This window comes from Caballeronia sp. INDeC2 (assembly GCF_023631325.1).
In the GTDB taxonomy this organism is placed as follows: Bacteria; Pseudomonadota; Gammaproteobacteria; order Burkholderiales; family Burkholderiaceae; genus Caballeronia.
Map to the genome: position 1 here is coordinate 42,861 of NZ_JALQDG010000011.1, position 25,514 is coordinate 68,374.

Sequence of the window (25,514 nt, forward strand, 5' to 3'; positions counted from 1 at the left end):
TCCCAAAAGGAGGCAGGCTTTTTCGAATGTCGAAGCGACGATCAGTAACCGCCGATCGACGCGCTCACGCGCTGGCGCAGTTCCGAGCCATCGCCGATAGGCGCGTTCTCGATACGGCGCGCGCCTTGGAAGCGCTTTTCCCAATAGCCGTCTTCCATGTCGTCAACGCGGATCGTGCTGCCGGTGGACGGCGAATGCACGAACTTGTTGTCGCCGATATAGATGCCGACGTGAGAGAACGAACGGCGCATCGTATTGAAGAACACGAGATCGCCCGGCTTCAGATCGGAGACGGTCACCTTCTCTCCGACGCGGCTCATTTCCTCGGCGCGGCGCGGCAAGGTCATGCCGAGCGTGTCCTGGAAGACGTAGCGTACGAAGCCGCTGCAGTCGAGGCCCGAATCCGGCGTGTTGCCGCCCCAGCGATAGCGCACGCCGATCATGTTGAGCGCGCCGACGACGACGTCGCCCGCCTTGCTCGCCACGCCCGACAGAAAGGACTTCGCGCCGCCCGGATTGCTAGGGGCGTCTGCGCTGGTTGCGTCAGCGGATTTACTGGACGGAAAAATGCCGTTGTTGGCATTTTGGCTGCTACTGCTGACTTCGTCGGCGAACGCGCCGGAAGTTGTTGTCATCAGAAGGCCGATTAACATACCCGCGGCGGCGCGCGCGCATGCTTGAGTCAACGTGAGTGGTTGCATCGGTCGGTAGGTTTTACAATTAAAAGCTGCGAAATCAGGGAGATACGTGAAAGTTTGGAGGGATACTAGCCACAAAGTATTTAACTGTCAAAAGAAATAGAAAAATACAATTGAGACGGGCACCCAATTGGTGAAAAAGAAAGATTTTTAGGAATTCAGGGCTGCTTTCAGTAGCTTTCTTGTGTATTCGTCAGAGGGGTTCGCAAAAATCTTCTCTACTTCGCCGGACTCGACGACAAAACCATTCCGCATGACCGCGACGCGATGCGCCATCGCGCCGATCACCTGCAAGTCATGGCTAATGAAAACGTAACCGAGATTGTGCTTCTTCTGAATGTCCGCGAGGAGTGCAAGTACTTGAGTTTGAATGGAAACATCGAGTGCGCTCGTCGGTTCGTCGAGGATCAGGATGCTCGGTTCGAGCACCAGCGCGCGCGCAATCGCGATGCGCTGCCGCTGCCCGCCAGAGAATTCATGCGGATAGCGATCGAGCGCCGCGCGCTCCATGCCGACTTCGCGCAGCACCGCGATTACCTTCGTGCGCCGCGCGGCCGCATCGAGTTCCGGGCGATGCAGCGCGAGCCCTTCCCCGACGATCCGCTCCACCGTCTGCCGCGGCGACAGCGAACTGAACGGGTCCTGAAACACAACTTGCAGATTCGAGCGCAGCACGGCTTTTTCGCGTCCGCGAAAATCGCCGATCGCGCGGCCCCGGAACTGCACCGTGCCGTTGGAGACGCGTTGCAGGCCGAGCAGCGCCATCGCGAGCGTGGACTTGCCCGAACCCGATTCCCCGACGATGCCGAGCGTCTCGCCCTGCCGCACCGTCAGCGAGACGTCGTCGACGGCCTTGAAGCGGCCGCGCCGGAACCAGCCCGCGAAACCAGGCAGGCGCGTCGCGTAATCGACGGACACATCCTTCGCGTCGAGCAGCACCGGCGCGATCGGCAGCACCGGCAGCACGTTGCGCTTCGGCTTGCTCTGCATCAGCCGCTTCGTGTACGGATGCTGCGGCGACGTAAAAATCTCTCCGACGACAGCGCTTTCGACCAGCACGCCCTTCTCCATCACCGCGACGCGCTCCGCGAAGCGCCGCACGAGGTTCAGGTCGTGCGTGATGAGCAGCACCGCCATGCCGCGCTTCTCGGCTTCATCTCGTTGAAGTTCCAGCAGCAAGTCGACGATCTGCGCGCGGATCGTCACGTCGAGCGCCGTGGTCGGCTCGTCGGCGAGCAAAAGCCGCGGCCGGCAGGCGAGCGCCATCGCGATCATCACGCGCTGGCGCTGCCCGCCCGAAAGCTGATGCGGATAGTTGTCCACACGCCTTTCCGGCTCGGTGATGCCGGTACGCGCGAGTAGCGCGATCGCGCGTTGCCGCGCCTCGCGCGGGCTCGTGCCGTCGTGCAACTGGATCGTCTCGCCGATCTGGTCGCCGACCGTGTAGAGCGGATTGAGCGCCGTCATCGGCTCCTGAAAGATCATCGCGATGTCGGAGCCGCGCAGACCGCGCATCGCGTGCTCGCTCTTAGACAGCAACTCCTCGCCGGCGAAGCGGATCGAGCCAGTCACCTCGGCATCGCGCACGAGGCGCAGGATCGACAGCGCCGTCACGCTCTTGCCCGAGCCCGACTCGCCGACGAGCGCCACACGCTCGCCCGCGCGGATATCGAGATTCACGCCATCGACGGCGAGCGTGTCGCCGAAACGCACGCGCAGGTCTTCGATCGAAAGAAGCGGCTCGCTCACTGCCCGCCTCCCGCTTTCACCGCATCGGCAATGCGCGTATCGAGCGCGTTGCGCAGGGCATCGCCCATGAACGTCAGCAAAAGCAGCGTGGCGACGAGCACGCCGAACGTCGAAAGCGAAATCCACCAGGCGTCGAGATTGGCTTTGCCCTGCGCGAGCAGTTCGCCGAGCGACGGCGTCGGCGACGGCACGCCCAGACCGAGAAAATCGAGGCTCGTGAGCGCGAGAATCGCGCCGCTCATGCGAAACGGCAGGAACGTGATGACGGGCGTGAGGCTATTGGGCAGCACGTGCCGCCAGATGATCTGCCAGTTCGACAGGCCCATCGCGCGTGCGGCGCGCACATAGTCCTGCGTGCGATTGCGCAGAAACTCCGCGCGCACGTAATCCGACAGCCCGATCCATCCGAACAGCGACAGCAGAATGATCAGCAGGATCAGGCTCGGCTCGAAGATCGACGCGAAGATGATGAGCAAATAAAGCTCCGGCAACGCGCTCCATATTTCGATCAGCCGCTGCCCGGTGATATCGATCCTGCCGCCGAAATAACCCTGAACCGCGCCCGCGACGACGCCGAGTATCGTGCCGATCGCCGTCAGCACGAGCGCGAACAGCACCGACACGCGAAAGCCGTACACCAGCCGCGCGAACACGTCGCGGCCGCGATCGTCGGTGCCGAGCCAGTTTTCGCGCGAAGGCGGCGCGGGGTTCGAGCCTTTCGAGAAATAGTTGAGCGTGTCGTAGTAGTAGTGATTCGGCGGATAGATCGCGAAGTTGCCGGGCGCGCTGAATCGATCGCGCACAAAGGGATCGAGATAATCGGCGGGCGTCGGGAAATCGCCGCCGAAGGCCGTCTCCGCATAAGTCTTCACGAGCGGGAAGTACATGTGCCCCTGATAGCGCACGACGAGCGGCTTGTCGTTCGACCAGAGCGGCCCCGCGAGGCTGATGACGAACGCCGCGATGAAGAGGACGAGGCTCCAGTACCCCAGGCGGTTGCGCTTGAAGCGCAGCCATACGCGCCGCCCGGGCGGCACCGAAACCGGCTCGCGCAACGGCTGCGCGTCGGAGGCACGCCGTGACGATTCCGACGAAGCGGCTCGATTCAAGTCAGCGCTCCAGTTGTTCGAATTGAATGCGCGGATCGACCCAGACGTAACACAGATCCGAGACGAGCTTCGTCGCGAGACCGATCAGCGTGAAGAGATAGAGCGTGCCGAGCACGACCGGATAGTCGCGCCGCACGACGGATTCATACGAGAGGAGGCCCAGCCCGTCGAGCGAGAACAGCGTCTCGATCAGCAAACTGCCCGTGAAGAACGCGCCGATGAACGCCGCGGGAAAGCCGACGATGAGCGGCAGCAGCGCATTGCGAAACACGTGCTTCCAGAGCACGCGCCGCTCGCTCAGGCCTTTCGCGCGCGCGGTCAGCACATATTGCTTGCGGATCTCGTCGAGGAACGCGTTCTTCGTGAGCATCGTGACGATGGCGAAACTGCCGACCACCGACGCCGTCACGGGTAACGTGATGTGCCACAGATAGTCGAGAATCTTGCCCCCGAGCGAAAGCGTCGCCCAGTTGTCGGACGTGAGATTGCGCAGCGGAAACAGTTGCCAGAACGATCCGCCGCCGAAGAGCACGAGCAGCAGCACGCCCAGCACGAAGCCCGGAATCGCGAAGCCGACGAGCACGACGAGACTCGTCGCGACATCGAACTTCGAGCCGTTCCTGACGGCCTTCGCGATACCGAGCGGCACCGATATCAGATATGTGATGAAGAAGGTCCACAAGCCGATGCTGATCGACACCGGCAGCTTCGACACGATCAGCGACCACACGCTCTGATGCCTGAAATAGCTCTCGCCGAGATCGAAGCGCGCGAATTTGCCGAGCATCAAAAAGTAGCGTTGCAGCGGCGGCTTGTCGAAGCCATAGAGCTTCTTGAGCTGTTCGACCTGCTGCGCATCGACGCCCGTATGCGTGCGCAGGCCGAAACCGCCGCCGCCTTCGGACTGACCGCGCCGCAGATCGTGCACGGCCTGCTCGACGGGACCGCCCGGCACGAACTGAATCACGACGAACGTGAGCGTCAATACGCCGATGAGCGTCGGGATCATCAAGAGAATGCGTTTAAGGATGTAGCTCCACATGGCGCACCGTCCTTTATTTCGCCGCGGGCGCGGACGTAGCCCACCACGTCGATATGACCCATTCCTCGGCGCCGTAATACAACGGCAATGTCGACGGATACGCGAGCGTATTGCGATACGCCACGCGATGCGTCGCCGAGTACCAGTGCGGCACCACATAGTAGCCGTTCATCAGCACACGATCGAGCGCATGCGTCGCGTCGACGAGCTGCTCGCGCGTCTGCGCGGAAATCACCTTCTGCAGGATCGCATCGACGGCCTTCGACTTCACGCCCGCGAGATTGTCCGAGCCCTGCTCGTCGGCGGACTTGCTGCCGAAGCGCGAGACCTGCTCGGTGCCCGGCACCTGCACGTCGGGCATGCGCACGCTCGTCACGTCGAAATCGAACGCATCGAGACGCTTCTGGATGAGTGCGTAATCGACGGTGCGAAAGTTCATCGCGATGCCGAGCTTCTGCAGATTGCGCCCGAACGCGGCCGCGACCGGCTCCATCGACGCGCCGCCGCCCGTGTCGTCGAGAATCTCGAAGACGAACGGCTCGCCCTTCGCGTTGCGCAGCGCGCCATCGCGATACGTCCAGCCGGCTTGGCGGAGCAATTCGCGCGCCTTGATGAGATTCGCGCGCAGCGACCCGGGCGGATCGGTGTCGGGCTGGCGCGGCATCTCACCGAACACGGCGGGATCGAGTTCCTTTTTCAGCGGGTTCAGGATCGCGAGTTCGCCTTCGGTCGGCGTGCCCTTCGCCTGAAGATCCGTATTGACGAAGAAACTGTCGATGCGCTTGTACTGATTGAAGAACAGCTGCCGGTTGAGCCACTCGAAATCGAGCGCGAGATCGAGCGCCTGGCGCACGCGCACGTCCTTGAAAAGCGGCTTGCGCGTGTTGATGAAAAATCCCTGCATGCCCGTGCCGTTGTGCTGCGGGAACTCGCGCTTGATGAGCTCGCCGCTGTCGAAGCGCTTGCCGATATCGCGCCGCACCCAGCTTCGCGCGACATATTCGACGAGCACGTCGTACTCGCCCGCCTTGAAGGCTTCGAGACGCGCGGTGGCATCGCCGTACAGCTTGTAGTCGATGTGCGCGAAATTGAACGTGCCGACGCGCACCGGCAGCGACGCGCCCCAGTAATCCGGATTGCGCCGGTATGAGATCGTGCGGCCGTTGTCGTACCGGTCGATCAGATACGGCCCGCTGCCGATAGGCTTCTGAAACGCAATCTGATCGAACGGAATGCGGGTGCCGTCTGGCTTCATCCCCCACTTGCGCGAAAACACCGGAATGCCGCCCGCGAGCAGCGGCATCTCGCGCGTCGCGGTCTTGAACTCGAAGCGGATCGTGCGCGGATCGACGACGACCGCGCGCGCGATCTGCCCGAAGTACACCGAGAACTGCGGCGCGGCCAGCGGACTCTTGAGCGTCTCGAACGAGAACTTGACGTCCTCGGCCATGACCGGATCGCCGTTGGAAAAGCGCGCTTTCGGATTGATGTGGAAGGTCGCCGACATGCCGTCGGGCGCGACCGAGATATCGTCGGCGAGCAGGCCGTATGCGGTCGATACTTCGTCGGAACTGCCCGTCGTCAGGCTCTCGAACATCAGCGAAAGACCGGGCGCCGGGTTGCCGCGCAAGGTGAACGGATTGAACTTGTCGAAGCTCGTCAGCCGGTTCGGATTCGCGAGCACGAGGGTGCCGTCGCGCGGGGCGTCGGGGTTGACGTAATCGAAGTGCCTGAACCCCGCCGGATATTTCGGCTCGCCGTATTGGGCGATCGCGTGAACCGCATGCGCGGGACAAGCGAACGAAGCGATCGATCCGGCCAGTACAAGCGCCATGAAGTTGGATGAGGCGCGAAACGAGCGGATCGTCGTACGGGTCGTCATGTGCCTCTTGGCGCGAAGTGAGGGTGTGATGCGTTTGAGTGACCCGGGCGGACGCCGAAGCGAACGCCGCGAGAATCCTCGGCGGGGCATTGCGATGTGAGAGAATTCTACCCAAAATCACGCACCGTTCGGCCCGGCATCCAGGCGTCTTGATGCAGGCCGATCGCGCGATGCGCGCTACGCGCGGCATCCGCTGCTTTTGTTCTTCTCAGCGCCCGCGCGCGACACTGACATCAAAGAAGGAGCATTCATGGGCTTTCTCGCTGGAAAACGAATTCTGCTGACGGGCCTGCTGTCGAACCGCTCGATCGCTTACGGCATCGCCGAGGCCTGCAAGCGCGAAGGCGCGGAACTGGCGTTTACGTATGTCGGCGAGCGATTCAAGGAGCGCATCACCGAATTCGCGACCGAGTTCGGCAGCGATATGGTCTATCCCTGCGACGTCGCCGACGATGCGCAGATCGAAGGGCTCTTCGCGTCGCTGAAGGAACGCTGGGACACGCTCGACGGTCTCGTGCATTCCATCGGCTTCGCGCCGCGCGAGGCGATCGCGGGCGACTTCCTCGACGGCATGACGCGCGAGAACTTCCGCGTCGCCCACGACATCTCCGCGTACAGCTTCCCCGCGCTCGCGAAGGCCGCGCTCCCGATGCTGAAGGACGGCTCGTCGCTCCTCACGCTCTCCTATCTCGGCGCCGAACGCGCGCTGCCGAACTACAACACGATGGGTCTCGCGAAGGCATCGCTCGAGGCGAGCGTGCGTTACATGGCGGCGGCGCCGTCGCTCGGAGGCAAGGGCGTGCGCGTCAACGCCATTTCGGCCGGCCCGATCAAGACGCTCGCGGCGAGCGGCATCAAGGGCTTCGGCAAGATCCTGAACTTCGTCGAGGAGAACGCGCCGCTCAAGCGCAACGTGACGATCGAGCAAGTGGGCAATGTCGCGGCGTTTCTGCTGTCGGATCTGTCGGGCGGCGTGAGCGCGGAAGTCCTTCATGTCGATGCGGGGTTCCATGCGGTCGTCGGCGGAATGGGCGGCGAGGCGGAATAACCGCTCGTTTGCTGCTTCAAAGAAAAGCGCCGCTCACTTCACGTGAGCGGCGCTTTTTTTTTGCGGGCTGCGGCCCTTTTTCGAGCCGGCCTTCAGCGATGCCCGTGCGGGCCGCCATGCCCGTGACCATTGCCATGCCCATGTCCGTGCCCCGGCGGCGGACCATGATGCGGCCCGCGTCCATGTCCGTGATAGCGATTCCAGTCGCCGCGGCTCCAGTAGCGCCGGCCGTCCCAGTACCGGTTGCCATGCCAGCCGATGACCACCGGCGGCGCATACATCGGCGCGGGCTGATAGACGACGGGCGGCGGTGGCGGCGCATAGACCGGCGTCGGCGCGACATACACCGGCGCCGGAATGCCGACGTTCACGCCCACGTGCACATCGGCGTGCGCGGCGCCCGTCGCGCTCAGCGCCGCGACTGCTAGCACGGCCGCCACGAATCGTCCCGAGCGTCTCTTGTTCATCTGCATTTCAACCTCGCTCTCTGCTTGTTCGCTTGGCTCGAACTATAACGAAAAGCTTTCATCGCAATATTTCAGCTTTGTAAGTTCCTGCGCGTCCCGGCTTAATGTCAGGAGAAAGCTTACCTTTTGTTACATTGCATCGAGGTGGGAAATCCTTGCGGGTGTCGTTCTACCGGCGGATCTGCCTTTCTGCGCGTGAAGCCGCAATGAAAAAGCCACCCGCTATGAACGGGTGGCTCCCTATGCCCTTCTTCTGCAACGCGCGACGCTCAATGCCAGCCGTTGTGATGGCCGTTGTCGTTTCCGTAGCCGTGACCGTGATCATGACCGTGATCGTGATCGTAATGGCGATAGTAGTCGTCGCGATTCCAGTAACGACGGCCGTCCCAGTAACGATCGCCATGCCAGCCGATCACGATGGCCGGCTGCGCATACACCGGCGGCGGAGGCGGCGCGTACACGACGGGCGGCGGAGGCGGCGCATAGACCGGCGCGGGAGCGACGTACACGGGCGCGGGCACCCCGAGATTGATGCCCACGGACACGCCCGCATTGGCCGCGCCGGACGACATCAGTGCGCTGATCATCACGGCGCCAGCCAGCACGGAAGCCTTCGATACCTTGTTCATGTGATGCCCCACCTCGATGGGTTGTTTGTTGTGTTGACGGGACTATATCGGACGGACGTGGCCTCAAGTGTTCGACTTCGTAACGCGCCATTACCGCGATGAAAACTTACGAAAAGTAAGCTCGTTCGCATATGAAAAAGCGGCCTTCGAATCACCAAGGCCGCTGTATGCAGAAGTGCTTTGCGTCGCTCAGTTGGGCAGTTCCTGCCCTTTGGTTTCAGGCGCGAGCGGAATCACCGCGAGGCCGATGAGGAATGCCACCGCCGTAATCGCGATCGGCATGCCGAGCGTCTTCATGTGAAGCACCATCGCGCCGATGCCGAAGTTCACGATCGCGCCGAAGAAGCGCCCCACCGACGTGCAAAACGCGAACGCGGTCGCGCGCACGCGGGTTTCGAACTGCTCGGGCAGCCACAGCGAGAACAGCGCGAAGTTGCCGCCGAAGAAGCCCAGCACGACGAGCAGCGCGATGAACGGCACGAGCCCGTTCGGCAGATAGAACGCCCAGCCGAACGCGAGCGCGATCGACGCCGCCATGCCGACGAAGTACACCGCGAGCGTCTTTTTACGGCCGATCTTCTCGGCCATCGGCGGCAGCGCGAGACAGCCGATGATCGTGCCGATGGAAAGCAGCCCCGTCGCGATCGACGCCATGCGCGCGGCGTCATGCTTGTCCATGCCGGCCTTGGTCGCGAGCTGCACGACCGCGGACGGCTCGTACACCGCGCCCGCCCACAGACCGATGATCGCCACCGTCAACAGCACCGCCGCGACGGTCGTGCGTTTGCGATATTGCGCATTGAAGATCGCCTTGAGCGAACTCTCGTGCTTCACATGCGGCGCCACGGATTCGGCGCGCTCCCACTTGTCGGTTTCCTTCACGCGCAAGAGCACCATGATCGACACGACGACCGGGAACAATCCGACCAGGAACATCGCGCGCCAGCCGAACGCCGCGCCGATCGTGTAGTTCAGCGCAGCGGCCAGAAAGAAGCCAGCGTAGTAGCCGGTCTGCAGATAACCCGCGCCCATTTTCCGGCGATCCTCCGGCCACGCCTCCGCGACATACGTCCCGGCCAGCGCCCATTCCCCGCCGATACCCACGCCCGCGAAGAATCGATAGATGCCCAGCTCCCACACCGTATGTGCGGTCGCCGCGAGGCCCGTGAAGATGGCGAACGTGAAGATGGTCGCCGCCAGCACCTTGGTGCGTCCGAAACGGTCGGCGAGCGGACCCCAGATGAACGAGAGTCCCCACCCCACGAGAAAGAGCGCGAAGAGAATCGAGCCGGCGAGCCCGACATTCGCCGGCGTCGCCTCGTAGCCCGAACGCGGCAACAGTTCGGTGAGCGCCGGCGCGAGCACGAGCGCGTAGATGAACGAATCCATTCCGTCGAGCGTCCAGCCGGCCCACGCGCCCCAGAAACCGGTGATCTGCGAGCGGTTGAGCGGCGTCTTCGTGGCGCGCGTGGCGCTTACCTGTCCATCGAGCGTTGTCGGCATGGCCATGTCTCTCCAAAGAAATTAACGACGCGCCGGTTAAAAGTGTTTGTTCTGGCGTCTAGGGAAAGCACCGGGGTTCCGTGTGCATTTTTATATATAATATTTGAACATCGACACACCACAACTCAGCACTTTCACCTAGCCATGCCGACAGACCTCTCCGCCGCAGCGCAGCCTCCGGCCACATTCCGCGACGCGCAATTCGAGCCGCGCCAGAGCACGTCGCGCTTCATCGCGGATGCGCTGCGCGGCGCGATCGTCGAAGGCGCGCTGCTGCCGGGCGAGCCGCTGCGTCAGGACGCCATCGCGCGGCAGTTTTCGGTGAGCGCCATTCCGGTGCGCGAAGCGTTTCGCCAGCTCGAAAGCGAAGGCTGGGTGACGATCGAGCCGAACCGGGGCGCGGCCGTTAGCTTGCAATCGGCCGACGAGGCCCGCGAAATCTACGAGATACGCGCGTCGCTCGAAAGCCTGGCTATCGGCATCGCGATCGGGCATCACACGCCCGAGACGCTCGCCGACGCGAAGCGCCTGCTCGAAGCCGCCGAAAACGAGCCCGATGCCGCGCTGTACGTCGTGCGCAACGAGCAGTTCCACATGAGTCTTTACGCGCCCGCGGATCGTCCGCGCCTGATGGAGCTGATCGGCCAGATGCATCGGCGCGGCGAACGCTATCTGCGTCTGAAGCTCGGGCTGCCGATACACAAGGATTCATCCGATGCCGAGCATCGCGCGATCTTCGATGCACTCGTCGCGCGCGATATCGAACAGGCGCAAACGCTCGTCGCGCGCCATCTGCTTGCGACGGGCGAACTGATTCACCGCTTTCTCGCCGATGCCCAATCGCTCGCTCTATCGAGCCACGTCAAGAAGAAACGCCGCCCGCGCGCTTCGGCATCTTCCCGCACGACCCGAACGACTTCTCCAGAGACAGACCGATGAACTCGTCCACACCCGCTGACGCCCTCTCCGCAAGCCGGAACTGGAACACGCGCGCGCAGGAAAAAGCGCGGCGCCTGAAGCTGATCGAGCCGTGGCTCGACGGCGCCGTGCTCGATCCCGAGCGCATCGTCGATGCGTTGAGCGCGTTGATCGTCGCGGGCGATCGCGTCGCGCTCGAAGGCAACAACCAGAAGCAGGCCGACTTCCTCTCGCGCGCGTTCGCGAAGCTCGATCCGCAGCACGTGCACGACATCCATCTACTCATCTCGAGCATCAGCCGGCCGGAGCATCTCGCGCTTTTCGAGCAAGGCATCGCGCACAAGGTCGATTTCGCGTTCGCCGGGCCGCAAAGCCTGCGCGTGGCGCAACTGCTCGAAGACGGCATGCTGGAGATAGGCGCAATCTATACGTACATCGAACTATATGCGCGCATGTTCATCGATCTCACGCCGCAGGTTGCGCTCGTGTGCGCGGTGCAGGCCGATCGTCACGGCAATCTCTATACCGGCGCGAATACCGAGGACACGCCGACGATCGTCGAGGCCACCGCGTTCCGGCACGGCATCGTGGTCGCGCAGGTGAACGAAATCGTCGATGAACTGCCGCGCGTCGATATTCCCGGCTCGTGGGTCGATGTCGTCGTTCAGGCGGATCGCCCGTTCGCGGTCGAGCCGCTCTTCACGCGCGATCCGCGCCACATCGGCGAGTTGCAAATCCTGATGGCGATGATGACGATCCGCGGCATCTACGAGCGTTATGGCGTCACGGCGCTCAATCACGGCATCGGCTTCGATACGGCCGCAATCGAACTGCTGTTGCCGACGTATGGCGAATCGCTCGGACTGAAAGGCAAGATCTGCACGAACTGGGCGCTCAATCCGCATCCGACGCTCATCCCCGCGATCGAATCGGGCTGGGTGCAGAGCGTGCATTGCTTCGGCAGCGAAGTCGGCATGGAGGATTACATCGCGGCGCGCTCCGACGTGTTCTTCACCGGCCGCGACGGCAGCCTGCGCTCGAATCGCGTGTTCTGCCAGCTCGCGGGGCAATACGGCGTCGATCTCTTCATCGGATCGACGTTGCAAATGGACGCCGACGCGAACTCGTCGACGGTCACGCTCGGACGGCTCGCCGGCTTCGGCGGCGCGCCGAACATGGGACACGATCCGCGCGGCCGCCGCCATTCGAGCGAAGCGTGGCTCAAGCTATTGAAGGACGACGGCCCGAACCCGAAGATCGCGCGCGGCCACAAGCTCGTCGTGCAAACCGCCCAGACGTACAAGAAAGGCGGCGAGCCGACCATCGTCGACGCGCTCGATGCGATTGCCGTCGGCGAAAAAAGCGGCATGCCGATCGCGCCCGTCATGATCTACGGCGACGACGTCACGCACGTCGTGACCGAGGAAGGCATCGCGTACCTGCATGCGGCCGAAGGCGTCGACGAGCGTCGCGCCGCGCTCGCGGCCGTCGCGGGCGTGACGCCCGTCGGCATGCGCGCCGATCCTTCGAAGACCGCCGAGTTGAGGCGGCGCGGCATCGTCGCGTATCCGGAAGATCTGGGCGTGCGGCGCGGCGAAGCGAAACGCTCGCTGCTCGCGGCGCGCAGCATCGACGATCTCGTCGCGTGGTCGGGCGGCCTCTATGTGCCGCCCGCACGCTTCAGAAGCTGGTGATCGCGATGAACGCCCTTCCCTTGTTGCGCGACGAAGTCCGCGACCATTCGACTTCGCCGCTGATCATCGCGACACATGCCGTCGATGCGCTCATCGCCGAAGCGCGTCTCACGCCCAAGCCCGCGCTCGTCGATGAACGCGGCAGCGGCGCGCATCGCGATCTCGATCTCGACACGATGCTGCGTTCCGCACGCGCGCTGCAACCGACGTTTCTTGCAATCGCGCGGGCGGCTCATGGCGTGCAGCCGTCGCAGGCGCTGCGCGAGCAACTGGCGCGCATCGGCCGTGAAGGCGAAGCCGCGATGATGCGCGCGACGAACGGCAGCAACGCGCATCGCGGGGCGATATGGATCGTCGGTCTGTTATGCGCGGGCGCGGCGATGCACGCACCCGACGAAAGCGACGCGATCTGCGCCTCGGCCGCGGCGATCGCGCGCTACGACGATCGCTATGCGCCCGCGTCCGTCAAGGCGAGTCACGGCGCGCGCGTGAGCGAGCGTTATCGGGTCGCGGGCGCGCGGGGCGAAGCGCGCGACGGCTTTCCGCATGCACGGCTCATCGGCCTGCTCGCGCTCGACGATGCACGCGCACGCGGTCTCGACGAATCCGACGCGCGACTCGATGCGCTCATCGCGATCATCGCGTCGCTGGACGATACGTGCCTCCTGCATCGCGGCGGAATGAACGCGCTCGATGCGGCGCAACGCGGCGCGAAATACGTGATGAAGCACGGCGGCGTGAGCGCGCAGGAAGGACGCACCGCGCTCGCGCGGCTCGAAGCCGAATTGCTGGCTTTGAACGCATCGCCCGGCGGCGCCGCCGACCTGCTCGCGGCGACACTCTTTCTCGACAGTCTCAGGCGTCTCGTTTAAGGCGCATCGAAGAGGAACGAACGATGGAAAACATGCGATACGAATATCCCGCCAAACGGCCCGTCACGCACCGCGCGCACGTGGGCGTGGTCGGCTCGGGCGATCTCGAAGTGTTGCTCTCGCCGTCGCAGAACGCGAACGCGGAAGTGGTGATCCGCACGAGCGTCGATGGTTACGGGCACGTGTGGAAAAGCGTGCTCGACCGCTTCTTCCAGCGCTACGACGGCGCCGCGAAGATCGAGCTGAACGATTTCGGCGCGACGCCCGGCGTCGTCATGCTGAGACTGAACGAAGCCGTCGAAGCGAGCGAAGGAGACACGCCATGAACGCGCACGACACGTTTCTCGCGCGGCACAGCTTCATCGAACTGACGGCGCGCGAACGCACGCGCGCGCTCTTCGACAAAGGCACGTTCCGCGAGCTGCTCGGTCCGTTCGACCGGATCGAATCGCCGTGGCTCCCGATGCAGAACATCGTCTGCCAGGCCGACGACGGCGCCGTCATCGCGCGCGGCACGCTCGGCGGCGAGCCGGCGCTGATCGCGGCGATCGAGCCGGCGTTTCAGGGCGGCAGCATCGGCGAAGTGTCGGGCGCGAAGATCGCCGCGGCGCTCGAAATGGCCTTGGGCGAATTCGAAGCCGGACGCGCGATCCGCCCCGTCGTGCTGTTCGAAACCGGCGGCGTGCGCCTGCAGGAAGCGAATCTCGGGCTCGCTGCCATCGCCGAAATTCAGGCGGCGATCGTCGCGCTGCGGCGTCATGTGCCGGTGGTCGGCGTGATCGGCGGGATGGTCGGCTGCTTCGGCGGCATGTCGCTCGCGGCCGCGCTGTGCACCGAACTCGTGATGACGCGTCAGGCGCGGCTCGGCATGAACGGGCCGGAAGTGATCGAACAGGAAGCGGGCATCGAAGAACTCGATTCCGGCGACCGGCGTCTGATCTGGTCGATGATCGGCGGCGAGGAACGCGTCGCGGTGGGGCTTGCGGATACGCTCGTCGAAGACGATACGGATCAGGTCCGCGACGCCGTGCTCGCCGCCTTCGAACGCGGCGTGCCGAAGCAGCATCGCAGCGAGAACGTCGACGGCTTCATCGCGCGTCTTGCGCAAGTGAACCCGGACGCGATCGATCCCGACATGCTGCGCACACTCTGGGGCACATCATGACCGACGCACTTTCCCGCGGCGAGCGCTGGCTCGACGCGCTGACTTCGCCATCCGCGCAAACCGAAAGCGGACCGGTCCGCGCCCGCGACGGCCTGCTCGACGGCGAACGCGCGCGCTTGTTCGCCGTCGTGCCCGATCCGCAGAACCGCTATCCCCGCGCGACCGATAACGTCGTCGGACTCGAACAAGGCTGGCTGCTCGCGCGCGCCGTGCGCGAGGCGATCGACGCCGACCGCGATGCCGACGTCAAACGCCCGATCGTCGCCGTCGTCGACGTCAAAAGCCAGGCGTACGGACGCCGCGAGGAACTGCTCGGCATTCATCTCGCGTGCGCGGCCGCCGTCGACGCCTACGCGAGCGCACGGCTCGCGGGTCATCCGGTGATCGCGCTGATCGTCGGGCCGGCGATGTCGGGCGCGTATCTCGCGCACGGTTATCAGGCGAACCGCATCGTCGCGCTGGACGCACCCGGCACGGCCGTTCACGCGATGGGCAAGGAAGCCGCCGCGCGCGTCACGCGACGCAGCGTCGAGAGTCTCGACGCGCTCGGCGACACCGTTCTGCCGATGTCGTACAAGATGAGCGCGTACGCGAAGCTCGGCTTGCTGCACGAACTGATCGAAGGCGTCGATGCCGATGCGCCCTCTTCCGCCGATATCGAGCGCGTCAAGGCGTCGCTCGCCGCTGCAGTGAAGGATGCACGCAACGGTCCGCGCGATTTGTCCGTCCGTCTCGCTTCCGCCGATGCGAAACGCATGCGCGCGGCGTCGATCGAAGTGCGCAGGCGCATGCGCGAGCAGTGGAGCGCATGATGAACCGGACGCCGCGTCCGCACGATCTGCTTCGGCTCGCGCCCGGCGCGGCGCTCTCCGACGAAGCGCCGGATTGGGTCGCCGCGTCGCTCGCGCGCGCGCCGTTCGTCGTCGTGCGGCGCGCGCCCCGTATCGGCGATGCGATCGCAATCGGGGTGCGCGGCGCGACGCGCGGCGAACGCTTCGGCACGTGGATCGAGCCGCGCTGGATCGAAGCGATCCTCGGGCCGGAAGATCTGCGCATGCGCGAACCCAATTCCGCGCGCGCCGCCCTGCCCGCGTTCGCGCTGCTGCGCGCGGTGCATTCGATCATCGACCGGTACGGCCTCGACTGGGGTCCGGCCGGCAGCGCCGGCTTCGAGCTCGCGAGCGCGATGCCGACGATCACGCGCGACAGCGACCTCGATATCGTCGTGCGCGCGCCGTCGCCTTTGTCGCGCGCCGACGCATCGTCGCTGTTCGACGCGCTCTCGCGCGCCGCGCAGACGGAAGCCACGCGCATCGACGTGCAGATCGAAACGCCCGACGCCGCGTTCTCGCTCGCCGAATTCGCGCGCGCCAATCTACGCGTGATGCTGCGGCATGCTGACGGCCCAAGGCTCGTCGACGATCCGTGGACGACGGCATGATCGCGTATCTCTTTCCCGGACAAGGCGCGCAGACGCCCGGCTTTCTGCATCGACTCGGCGGCGACCCGCCGCATCCCGCGATCGCGCGCACGCTCGCGCAAGCGTCCGCCGTGCTCGGCGTAGACGTGCTCACGCTCGATACCGCCGATGCCCTCGCGTCGACGGTCGCCGTGCAGATCGCGCTCGTCGTCGCGGGCGTGGCGGCGGCGCGTGCCCTCGCGGAGGAAGGCATCGAACCGGAAGGCGTCGCGGGGCTGTCTGTCGGCGCGTACGGCGCGGCGGTCGTGTGCGGCGCGATCGCCTTCGACGACGCGCTGAAGCTCGTGCGCCTGCGCGCGACACTGATGCAGGACGCGTATCCGCGCGGTTACGGCATGCTCGCCGTGCTCGGATTGAACGAGAGCGAGATCGCCCGCGCGATCTCCGATAGCGGCGCCGATGCCTACATCGGCAATCTGAACGCGCCGCGCCAGATCGTCGTGTCGGGCAGCGATGCCGCGCTCGCGCAGGTCCGCGATATCGCGTTATCGCGCGGCGCGCGCAAGGCCGAACGGCTCAGCGTGAGCGTGCCGTCGCATTGTGTGCTGCTCGAAGGCGCCGCCGAAAAGCTGATCGAAGCGGCGCGCGACGTGCGCATCGATACGCCGCGCATCGCGTATGTCGGCAATCGCGGCGCCCGCGTGCTGCGACGCGCCGACGCCATTCGCGAAGACCTCGCCACCAATCTGCGCTATCCGGTGCGCTGGCACGATTCGACGATCGCGCTCTCCGAACTCGGCGCGAACGTTTTCGTCGAGATGCCGCCGGGACAGACGCTGACCTCGCTTATCGCCGACACCCTGCCCGGCGCGCCCGCCTACGCGACGGACGCAGCGCCGATCGGCACGATCGCCGCGCGCGTGCGCATCGCACAGAACCGCGCGAACGATTGATTCGCTTCCCGTGCGCGACTGATTCGCGCTTCGCGCTGGCGTTTCTAAGCTTTCTGCCAGCAAAATCGGAATTTTCGCGTTGCTTACAAGTCGACTGTCATTAGCATTTCGCCGGCGTCCGCGCATCCGCGCGCAACGACAACCACAATGACATTCCAAAGGTAAAACTATGACGATCTTCCGCATCGCGCTGGCGGCATCCGCCGTATTCACCCTCGCGTCGTGCAGCAGCATGAGCAGCATGGATCCGAACCAGCTGTTGCAATCCGGGCAGCTGGCGACACAGGCACTGTCGCTCAGCGATTCCGACGTGCGCACGATCTCCGACAAGTCGTGCGCGCAGCTGGACAGCGAGAACAAGATCGCGCCCGCGTCGAGCCAATACACGCAGCGCCTGAACAAGATTTCGAAGCAGCTCGGCGACAACATCAACGGCGTGCCCGTCAACTACAAGGTCTACATGACGAAGGACGTTAATGCGTGGGCGATGGCGAACGGCTGCGTGCGCGTCTATAGCGGCCTCATGGACCTGATGAACGACGACGAAGTGCGCGGCGTCGTCGGCCACGAAATGGGTCACGTGGCGCTCGGCCACACCAAGAAGGCGATGCAAGTCGCGTATGCGACGTCGGCGGCGCGCTCGGTGGCGTCGTCGGCGGGCGGCGTCGTCGCGAATCTGTCGGCTTCGCAGCTCGGCGATCTGTCGGAGAAATTCGTGAACGCGCAGTTCTCGCAAACGCAGGAAAGCGCCGCCGACGATTACTCGTTCGACACGCAAAAGAAGAAGGGATACAGCCCGGCGGGACTCGTCACCGCGCTTCAGAAGCTCGCATCGATCGATGGCGGCAAGTCGAGCATGCTGAGTTCGCATCCGTCGTCGCCGGCGCGTGCGAAGCATATTCAGGATCGGATCGCGTCGGGCAAGTGATGCGTAGTTGAGCGCAATGCGCGCGCATACAGGAACGCGCGCGCATTGGCGAGACAATCAGAAGAAGTAGTAGTGCACGCCCACGGAAGCCGACGACGAACTTGGCGCCGACATAAGGGCCGGCGACTGCCTATGCGGGGCTTGTACGCCCTTCAAAAGACAGGATGACGAAGTAATGTCGTAGCTCGAAAGCGGATCGCGGCGCGAAAAGAAAAAGCCCCGCAAGTTTTTAACTTGCGGGGCTTTTTTACGACTACTGGCGGAGACGGAGGGATTCGAACCCTCGATCCAGTTTTTAGCCAGATGCTCCCTTAGCAGGGGAGTGCCTTCGACCTCTCGGCCACGTCTCCCAAACTTTTCGTCGCACCGGGAGTGCAGTGCAACGAGATCGAGATAATAGCGTGTTCGAAGGCCCGGGTCAAATTCGCATGATTATTTTTTTCAAAACGATCAATACCGGATTGCCCTGCTCCGCGAACCGTAACGGTGCGAAGACTCGAACCCGCCGCGAGCCTGTATACGCGTGTTGCACGCGACCACACGCAATCAATTACGCGCGGTCGAGTTCGAACGCCTTGTGCAGCGCGCGCACGGCGAGTTCGGTGTACTTCTCGTCGATCAGCACAGAAATCTTGATTTCGGAAGTCGAGATCATCTGGATGTTGATGCCCTCTTCCGACAGCGTGCGGAACATCGTGCTCGCGATGCCCACGTGCGAGCGCATGCCAACGCCCACCACCGACACCTTCGACACCTTCGGGTCGCCCAGCACGGTTTCCGCCTGAACGTGGCCCTTCACCTGGTTATTCAGGATTTCGAGCGCGCGCTGATAGTCGCCGCGACCGACCGTGAACGTGAAGTCGGTCTTGCCGTTCACGCTCTGGTTCTGAATGATCATGTCGATGTCGATGTTCGCATCGGCGACCGGCCCGAGAATCTGATACGCGACGCCCGGCTTGTCGGGCACGCCCATGACCGCGATGCGCGCTTCGTCGCGCTGGAACGCGATGCCAGAAATCACTGCTTTTTCCATGTTCTCGTCTTCTTCAAAAGTAATCAGGGTGCCGGAGTGCATCTCGTCGGCGAGCGGCATCAGCGGATCGGTCAGGCTGGAGAGCACGCGCGTCTTCACCTGATACTTGCCGGCGAATTCCACCGAGCGGATCTGCAGCACCTTCGAGCCGAGGCTCGCCATTTCCAGCATTTCCTCGAAGGTCACGCGGTCGAGCCGGCGCGCTTCTTCGACGACGCGCGGGTCGGTCGTGTAGACGCCGTCGACGTCGGTGTAGATCAGGCACTCGTCCGCCTTCATGGCCGCCGCGATCGCCACCGCCGACGTGTCCGAGCCGCCGCGGCCGAGCGTCGCGATATGACCATCGGGATCGACGCCCTGGAAGCCCGTGATGACCACGACCTTGCCCGCGTCGAGATCCTTCAGTACGCGCTCGCCGTCGATCTCGCTGATGCGCGCCTTCGTGAACGCGCTGTCCGTCTTGATCGGCACTTGCCAGCCGGCGTAGCTCACTGCGTCGAGGCCTTCGGCGTGCAGCGCGATGGCTAGAAGGCCCACGCTCACCTGCTCGCCGGTGGAGGCAATCATGTCGAGTTCGCGCGGGTCCGGATCGGCCTTGACGTCTCGTGCGAGGCCGAGCAGGCGATTGGTTTCGCCGGACATCGCCGAGGGCACGACGACCATCTTGTGGCCGGCCTTGTGCCATTTGGCGACGCGCTTGGCGACGTTCTTGATGCGCTCGACCGAGCCCATCGAAGTGCCGCCGTATTTGTGTACGATGAGTGCCATTGTCGTTTTGAACTGGAGGGAAAACCGCGCTTCACGCGCGTTGGCGCGAGAGCGCTTGAGACTCGCGCTCGATGTGCTTCAGGGGATGTCGAAGCCTACGAACAGCGGGCGCTGCCGCACGCCCGTCGCGCGCTCGCACCAATGTTGTACGCGGCGCACGGATGCGTGGTTGCGGGCGAATCGAGTCTTTTGAACGGAGATGCCGCGCAAAAACGCGCTTGGGCGAAAACGAGTTACCGTACCCGATCGAGGCTGAAATTACAAGATGGCGCGCCCGTGACGGCGATTTTACCGGCCTCGCATGACGCCGCGCCGCGCCTCACGCCAGCAGCAAATCCGGCCGCCACGAGATGCGGCGCAGCGGACCATGCGCCGCGCTCGGCGCCGCCTCGCGATTCACGCCCACATGCGGCACGAACAGCAACGCCTCGCCGACGAAAAGCAGCGGCACATCGCGCTTCCAGGACGGCACGCCGCGCTCCTGAAACAGATTCTTGAGCGTGCGGCTCGGCGCTTCGGGCGCGACGCGCATGCGTTCTCCGCCGGCACGCGAGCGCACGGCGAGCGGTGCTGCGCGCAACACGCCTTCCCCGATCACATCGTCAGCGGGAATATCGACCCGTTCGAACACGAACGAGCCGCGCCATTGCGGCAGACGCCACACTTCCTCGTCCCGCCATTGCAGTTCCACCGCGGCCTTGAACGGGCTCGCGCCCTCATCGAGATCGGGCGCGTCGCCGCTGTCGCCCGGTTCCCAGAACAGAACATTGCGATAGACGCGCAAGCTATGCCCCGCATGATCGACGCGCAGCGCGTGACCGTCGCGCGCGGCGGCCGCATCGCGCAACTGACGCAGCATGTCGGCGATACGCGCCGTCGATGCCGCGAGCAAGCCGCGCGAGCGAATCCAGAAACGCATGAGGTTGATCGCGCGGTCGTCGTCGAGTGCGAGGAACGTGTCGAGCGTGAGCGCGCCCTCTTCGCCCGCGCTTTGCACGTGGTGGAGATCGATGCGCGCGAGTTGATCCAGAAGCCGCTGCGCCGACGCCGCATGCGATGCCGTGCGCGCGAGCGCGTCGCGAAAACCGGGGAAATGCACGGCGAGCACGGGCAGCACGTCATGGCGCAGCGCATTGCGCGAGTAGCGCGTGTCGCCGTTGGATTCGTCGTCGATCCAGCTCAGATCGCGTTCATGCGCGTATTGCTCCAGTTGCGCGCGCAGCAATCGCAGAAGCGGACGCAGACGCGGCACCGCGCCGTCCGCCCGCTGCGGCGCCATCGCCGCGAGGCCCGCGACACCCGCGCCGCGCAGCAGTTGCAGCAGCACGGTTTCGGCCTGATCGTCGGCGTGATGGGCGATCAGGAGCGCCTTCGCGCCGTGCTCGTCGCAAAGGTCGTCGAGCGCGCGGTAACGCGCGTCGCGCGCCGCGGCTTCGAGGCTCTCGCCGCCCGCGCGCGCGACATCGACATGACGCACGGCAAATCGCACGTCGAGCGACGCCGCGAAGCTCTCGCAATGCGCGGCCCACGCGTTCGCGTTGGGGCTCAGGCCGTGATGAATATGCAGCGCGACGATGCGCCGCGCGCCGAAGCAACGGACGGCCGCGTCGAGCAGCACGGTGGAGTCGAGTCCGCCGCTCAACGCGACCGCGAGCAGCGCATCGGAGGAAAGATCCGCATCCGAAACCGTCGCGCGCACCGCCTCGAAGACGAGGCGGCCGGCTGGGGTTTCGATATCGGATGTCACGAGAGTTCGTGAAAGATGAGATGCCGAAGAAGGCTCGATCAAACGCCCGGCAGCGATTCCTTGTACTTGCCGTACGCCATCAGCTTCTCGAAGCGGCGCTCGCGCAAGTCGTTGACGCTCATGCCTTGGAACTGACGCAGCGAATCGGCGAGCGCGCGGCGCAAAAGCGCGGCCATGCCCTTCGCATCGCGATGCGCGCCGCCGAGCGGCTCATTCACGATCTTGTCGATGAGACCGAGCGCCTTCAGCCGATGCGCCGTGAGACCGAGCGCCTCGGCCGCTTCCGGCGCCTTCGCCGCGCTCTTCCACAGAATCGACGCGCAGCCTTCCGGCGAGATCACCGAGTAGGTGGAGAACTGCAGCATCATCACGGTGTCGGCGACCGCGATCGCGAGCGCGCCGCCCGAGCCGCCCTCGCCGATGATCGTCGTGATGATCGGCGTCTTGAGTTCGGCCATCACATACAGATTGCGTCCGATGGCTTCGGACTGTCCGCGCTCTTCCGCGCCGATGCCCGGATACGCGCCCGGCGTATCGACGAACGTGAAGATCGGCAGGCTGAACTTCTCGGCCGTGCGCATGAGACGCTCGGCCTTGCGATAGCCTTCGGGGCGCGGCATGCCGAAGTTGCGCAGCGCGCGTTCCTTCGTGTCGCGGCCCTTCTGATGGCCGATGACCATGCACGGCTGACCGTTGAAACGCGCGAAGCCGCCGACGATCGCGAGATCGTCCGCAAAGGCGCGGTCGCCATGCAATTCGTGGAAATCGGTGAAAAGTTCGCTCACATAGTCGAGCGTGTACGGACGCTGCGGGTGACGCGCAATCTGCGAAACCTGCCACGGCGACAGGTTCGCGTAGAGATCCTTCGTGAGCTGCTGGCTCTTTTTCGACAGCCGCTCGATTTCTTCCGAAATATCGACAGCGGAATCGTCCTGAACGAAGCGGAGTTCTTCGATCTTCGCTTCGAGTTCAGCGATCGGCTGCTCGAAATCCAGAAACGTGGTCTTCATATGTTCGAGTCCTAGAACATCGGGCAGCGCGTATTCTAACCGCGACCGTCCCTCAAAAATCTGCGCGGGAACTATCGATTATAAATCAACGATAGTCCGCGAAATTCGCGCGCCCCGCGCGAGTGTATTTTAGTGATCCGCCGGAATCGGATTGAGACTGCGCCACATGTACCACGTCGCGACCGTGCGCCACGGCTCCCAGTTCGCCGCGACTTCGCGCGCCTCGCTGCGCGTCACCGGCTCGCCGCTGAAGTAGTTGACGCTGATGGCCTGAATCAGGCCGAGATCGTCGAGCGGCAAAACGTCAGGGCGCGACAGATTGAAGATGAGGAACATCTCGGCCGTCCATCGGCCGATGCCGCGAATCTGCGTAAGCTCGGCGATCACGGCTTCGTCGTCCATCGACGTCCATGCATCGACGTGCAGCGCGCCGGATTCGAAGTGCTGCGCGAGATCGAGAATGTATTCGGCCTTGCGTCTGGACAAGCCGCACGCCTGCAGCTTCTCGTGACCGAGCCGGATGAAATGCGCAGGGTGAACTTCCGGGCATGCGCCTTTCACGCGTTCCCAAATGGCTTGCGCGGCCTTCACCGAAATCTGCTGGCCGGCCACCGAGCGCGCGAGCGTCGAGAACGGATCGCCGAGATTGACGAGATGGATCTCGCCGAACTTCGGGATCAGTTTCTTGAGGATGCGGTCGCGCTTCATGAGATCGGCGCACGCGCGATCCCAGTAGTCGGGACGAACGATCTCGCGCGTAAGCCCGCCGATCTGCACCGGCACCGCCGCGTCGGACGTGACGACGCGCGACTTGCGCACGACCTCGCCACGCTCCGCGACGAGCGCCTGCGCGCTTGCGCCATCGCCGGCGACCGCGCGGCCGTTGCCCTTCGCGGGCGACGCTTCGGCTTCTTCCGTGCCCGCCTTCAATGGGCGCGCGGCTCCGTTCAGGCGCGCCGCCGTCTCGGGCTTCGCCGCCTTGAGCGCTGCGCTTCGTGCCGGCTTCGCGCCGGCGACGCTACGTTTGACCGCTGTCTTGCGGCCGCCCGTCGCGCCTGCGCCATCGAATCCCTGCGTGTCCGCTTTCGTTTGCGCGCCGCGCGTGCGCTTTCCCGCGCCCGACGCATCGCTAACAGACGCGGGTCGTTTGACCGGCGTCTTCCTGGCCGTTGCCATCTTGCCTCCTGCCTGGTGAGCCGATCAGAGGGTTCGAATGGCCGCGTTCAAACGCGGCGCCATTCGGTCGACCCACCCGGTTTGTCTTCAAGCGCAACACCGGCTTCGAGCAATTCGGCGCGAATCCGGTCTGCTTCGGCGTAGTTCTTCGCCTGCTTCGCGGCAATGCGTCCGGCGATCTTCGCTTCGATCTCTTGCGGCGACAGTCGCGGCTCCGAGCCCGTGCCGCTCGCCTGCTGCAGGAACGCACGCGGTTCGCGCCCGAGCAGTCCGAGCACGCCCGCGAGACCCTTGAGCTGCCGAGCGAGCGCGGGCTCGCGCGTGCGGTTCACTTCGCTCGCGAGATCGAACAGCACTGACACGGCCACCGGCGTGTTGAAGTCGTCGTTCATCGCAGACTGGAAACGCTGCGCGTTCGCCTCGTTCCAGTCAAGTTGCTGATTGTCCGGCTCGACATCCTTCAACGCCGTATATAAGCGCGTCAACGCGTTCTTCGCATCGTCGATATGCACGTCGCTGTAATTCAGCGGCGACCGATAGTGTGCCCGCGCAATAAAGAAGCGCACGACTTCGGCATCAAATTTTTCAAGGACTTCGCGGATCGTGAAGAAGTTGCCGAGCGACTTCGACATCTTCTCGTTGTCGATCTGCACGTAACCGTTGTGCATCCAGTAGTTCACGAAGGTCTTGCCGGTCGCGCCTTCGCTCTGCGCAATCTCGTTCTCGTGATGCGGGAACTGCAGGTCCTGCCCGCCGCCGTGGATGTCGAAATGTTCGCCGAGCAGCGTGCAGCCCATCGTGGAACATTCGATATGCCAGCCCGGACGCCCGCGTCCCCACTTCGAATCCCAGCCGGAGTCGGCAGGCTCGCCGGCCTTCGCCTGCTTCCACAGCACGAAGTCGAGCGGATCTTCCTTCGCGTCGTTCGCGGCGACGCGCTCGCCCGCGCGCAGGTCTTCGATCGACTTGCCCGACAGCTTGCCGTAGTCGGCGAACTTGCGCACTGCGTAGTTCACGTCGCCGTCCTTCGCCTGATAGGCGTAGCCGTTCGCCTGCAATGCATCGATCATGCCGAGCATCTGCGGGATGAAGTCGGTCGCGCGCGGCTCGATGTCCGGGCGCGCGACGCCGAGCGCGTCGGCATCTTCATGCATCGCCGTGATGAAGCGATGGGTGAGCGACTTGATCGGCTCGTTGTTCTCGACCGCGCGGCGAATGATCTTGTCGTCGATGTCCGTGATGTTCTGCACGAACGTGACCTTGTAGCCGATCGTGCGCAGCCATCGTTGCACGATATCGAAGACCACCATCACGCGCGCATGGCCGATGTGACAATAGTCATACACCGTCATTCCGCAGACATACATGCGTACCTCGCCGGCTTTGAGCGGCGTGAAGGGTTGCTTGTCACGGGCGAGCGTGTTGTAGATGCGCAGCGAGTTCATAGAAGGCGAAGCATGGACCGGAGTCGACCGTGTGCCGGGCAGCAGGCGGCGTGATAGATACGCGCGGGAGCAAACGAGACCCACACGCGAGCACGAACACGACGGTCATGCGACCAGGACGGAGGCGGCCACGAGTGGCGAAAGACAGTCTGGCGTCGGCGCGGCATGCGTGCCTGGCGAACCAGGCGCAAGACACGTGCGCGGGACGTGCAGACCTTTTGTTAGAATGGGTCGGAGTATAACACCGGGACTTGAGCC

At 64.2% G+C, this 25,514-nt stretch carries 23 protein-coding genes and 1 tRNA gene; 10 read left to right on the forward strand and 14 right to left on the reverse strand.

What is annotated here, in order from left to right:
- Positions 1-41 precede the first annotated feature (41 nt).
- The 5 genes from NCS28_RS08610 to NCS28_RS08630 all read right to left on the reverse strand — a co-directional run bounded on the left by NCS28_RS08610 (position 42) and on the right by NCS28_RS08630 (position 6,432).
- Positions 42-701 carry a C40 family peptidase gene (locus NCS28_RS08610; RefSeq protein WP_250513429.1) on the reverse strand — a complete coding sequence of 220 codons (660 nt, stop codon included), beginning with the start codon at positions 699-701 and terminating at the stop codon, positions 42-44.
- A 147-nt stretch (positions 702-848) separates the two neighbouring features.
- Positions 849-2,447 (reverse strand): ABC transporter ATP-binding protein, encoded by a 1,599-nt coding sequence (locus tag NCS28_RS08615; protein ID WP_250513430.1) that lies wholly within the window; start codon positions 2,445-2,447, stop codon positions 849-851.
- Positions 2,444-3,556 (reverse strand): ABC transporter permease, encoded by a 1,113-nt coding sequence (locus NCS28_RS08620; RefSeq protein WP_250513431.1) that lies wholly within the window; start codon positions 3,554-3,556, stop codon positions 2,444-2,446. Before NCS28_RS08620 ends, NCS28_RS08615 begins: the two co-directional genes overlap by 4 nt.
- A 1-nt stretch (position 3,557) precedes the next feature.
- Complete coding sequence (locus NCS28_RS08625) at positions 3,558-4,598, reverse strand: microcin C ABC transporter permease YejB (protein WP_250513432.1); 1,041 nt, start codon at positions 4,596-4,598, stop codon at positions 3,558-3,560.
- Positions 4,599-4,611: 13 nt separating this feature from the next.
- Positions 4,612-6,432: an extracellular solute-binding protein gene (locus tag NCS28_RS08630; protein ID WP_502801173.1), complete on the reverse strand. Its 1,821-nt coding sequence runs from the start codon at positions 6,430-6,432 to the stop codon at positions 4,612-4,614.
- A gap of 298 nt (positions 6,433-6,730) precedes the next feature.
- Here NCS28_RS08630 and fabI point away from each other — a divergent pair, with 298 nt between their 5' ends.
- Positions 6,731-7,528: an enoyl-ACP reductase FabI gene (gene fabI, locus NCS28_RS08635; protein WP_250513434.1), complete on the forward strand. Its 798-nt coding sequence runs from the start codon at positions 6,731-6,733 to the stop codon at positions 7,526-7,528.
- Between the two features lie 92 nt (positions 7,529-7,620).
- Here the strand turns inward: fabI and NCS28_RS08640 are convergent, their stop codons facing one another.
- The 3 genes from NCS28_RS08640 to NCS28_RS08650 form a co-directional block, all read right to left on the reverse strand.
- Complete coding sequence (locus tag NCS28_RS08640; RefSeq protein ID WP_250513435.1) at positions 7,621-7,995, reverse strand: hypothetical protein; 375 nt, start codon at positions 7,993-7,995, stop codon at positions 7,621-7,623.
- A gap of 269 nt (positions 7,996-8,264) precedes the next feature.
- The gene (locus NCS28_RS08645) at positions 8,265-8,624 is read right to left on the reverse strand and encodes a hypothetical protein (protein WP_250513436.1); all 360 of its coding nucleotides are present in this window, start codon (positions 8,622-8,624) and stop codon (positions 8,265-8,267) included.
- A 189-nt stretch (positions 8,625-8,813) separates the two neighbouring features.
- Positions 8,814-10,127 carry an MFS transporter gene (locus NCS28_RS08650; protein WP_250513667.1) on the reverse strand — a complete coding sequence of 438 codons (1,314 nt, stop codon included), beginning with the start codon at positions 10,125-10,127 and terminating at the stop codon, positions 8,814-8,816.
- 144 nt (positions 10,128-10,271) lie between these two features.
- Between NCS28_RS08650 and NCS28_RS08655 the strand changes: the two genes are divergently transcribed.
- The 9 genes from NCS28_RS08655 (at position 10,272) to loiP (ending at position 18,077) form a co-directional block, all read left to right on the forward strand.
- Complete coding sequence (locus NCS28_RS08655; protein WP_250513437.1) at positions 10,272-11,066, forward strand: GntR family transcriptional regulator; 795 nt, start codon at positions 10,272-10,274, stop codon at positions 11,064-11,066.
- On the forward strand, positions 11,063-12,739 hold the full coding sequence (gene mdcA, locus NCS28_RS08660; RefSeq protein WP_250513438.1) for a malonate decarboxylase subunit alpha: 1,677 nt from the start codon (positions 11,063-11,065) through the stop codon (positions 12,737-12,739). The genes NCS28_RS08655 and mdcA overlap by 4 nt, the downstream gene beginning before the upstream one ends.
- A 5-nt stretch (positions 12,740-12,744) precedes the next feature.
- Entirely contained in the window at positions 12,745-13,611 is an 867-nt protein-coding gene (locus tag NCS28_RS08665) for a triphosphoribosyl-dephospho-CoA synthase (RefSeq protein WP_250513439.1), read from the forward strand.
- Positions 13,612-13,634: 23 nt separating this feature from the next.
- Positions 13,635-13,937: a malonate decarboxylase subunit delta gene (locus NCS28_RS08670; RefSeq protein ID WP_250513440.1), complete on the forward strand. Its 303-nt coding sequence runs from the start codon at positions 13,635-13,637 to the stop codon at positions 13,935-13,937.
- On the forward strand, positions 13,934-14,776 hold the full coding sequence (locus tag NCS28_RS08675) for a biotin-independent malonate decarboxylase subunit beta (protein WP_250513441.1): 843 nt from the start codon (positions 13,934-13,936) through the stop codon (positions 14,774-14,776). The genes NCS28_RS08670 and NCS28_RS08675 overlap by 4 nt, the downstream gene beginning before the upstream one ends.
- Positions 14,773-15,588, forward strand: a complete 816-nt coding sequence (mdcE, locus tag NCS28_RS08680) for a biotin-independent malonate decarboxylase subunit gamma (RefSeq protein WP_250513442.1) — start codon at positions 14,773-14,775, stop codon at positions 15,586-15,588. Before NCS28_RS08675 ends, mdcE begins: the two co-directional genes overlap by 4 nt.
- Positions 15,588-16,217, forward strand: a complete 630-nt coding sequence (locus NCS28_RS08685; protein ID WP_250513443.1) for a malonate decarboxylase holo-ACP synthase — start codon at positions 15,588-15,590, stop codon at positions 16,215-16,217. The genes mdcE and NCS28_RS08685 overlap by 1 nt, the downstream gene beginning before the upstream one ends.
- On the forward strand, positions 16,214-17,149 hold the full coding sequence (mdcH, locus tag NCS28_RS08690) for a malonate decarboxylase subunit epsilon (protein WP_250513444.1): 936 nt from the start codon (positions 16,214-16,216) through the stop codon (positions 17,147-17,149). Before NCS28_RS08685 ends, mdcH begins: the two co-directional genes overlap by 4 nt.
- A gap of 169 nt (positions 17,150-17,318) precedes the next feature.
- Complete coding sequence (loiP, locus tag NCS28_RS08695; protein ID WP_284504801.1) at positions 17,319-18,077, forward strand: metalloprotease LoiP; 759 nt, start codon at positions 17,319-17,321, stop codon at positions 18,075-18,077.
- A 257-nt stretch (positions 18,078-18,334) separates the two neighbouring features.
- Here loiP and NCS28_RS08700 read toward each other — a convergent pair.
- The 6 genes from NCS28_RS08700 to cysS all read right to left on the reverse strand — a co-directional run bounded on the left by NCS28_RS08700 (position 18,335) and on the right by cysS (position 25,256).
- A tRNA-Ser gene (locus tag NCS28_RS08700) sits at positions 18,335-18,427 on the reverse strand.
- Positions 18,428-18,627: 200 nt separating this feature from the next.
- Complete coding sequence (locus NCS28_RS08705) at positions 18,628-19,878, reverse strand: aspartate kinase (RefSeq protein ID WP_250513445.1); 1,251 nt, start codon at positions 19,876-19,878, stop codon at positions 18,628-18,630.
- Between the two features lie 319 nt (positions 19,879-20,197).
- Complete coding sequence (gene tilS, locus NCS28_RS08710) at positions 20,198-21,625, reverse strand: tRNA lysidine(34) synthetase TilS (RefSeq protein WP_250513446.1); 1,428 nt, start codon at positions 21,623-21,625, stop codon at positions 20,198-20,200.
- Positions 21,626-21,663: 38 nt separating this feature from the next.
- Positions 21,664-22,635 carry an acetyl-CoA carboxylase carboxyltransferase subunit alpha gene (locus NCS28_RS08715; RefSeq protein WP_250513447.1) on the reverse strand — a complete coding sequence of 324 codons (972 nt, stop codon included), beginning with the start codon at positions 22,633-22,635 and terminating at the stop codon, positions 21,664-21,666.
- Positions 22,636-22,764: 129 nt separating this feature from the next.
- On the reverse strand, positions 22,765-23,811 hold the full coding sequence (locus NCS28_RS08720) for an endonuclease III domain-containing protein (protein ID WP_250513448.1): 1,047 nt from the start codon (positions 23,809-23,811) through the stop codon (positions 22,765-22,767).
- 47 nt (positions 23,812-23,858) lie between these two features.
- Positions 23,859-25,256, reverse strand: coding sequence for a cysteine--tRNA ligase (cysS, locus tag NCS28_RS08725; RefSeq protein ID WP_250513449.1), 1,398 nt, complete (start codon positions 25,254-25,256; stop codon positions 23,859-23,861).
- Positions 25,257-25,514: the final 258 nt, after the last annotated feature.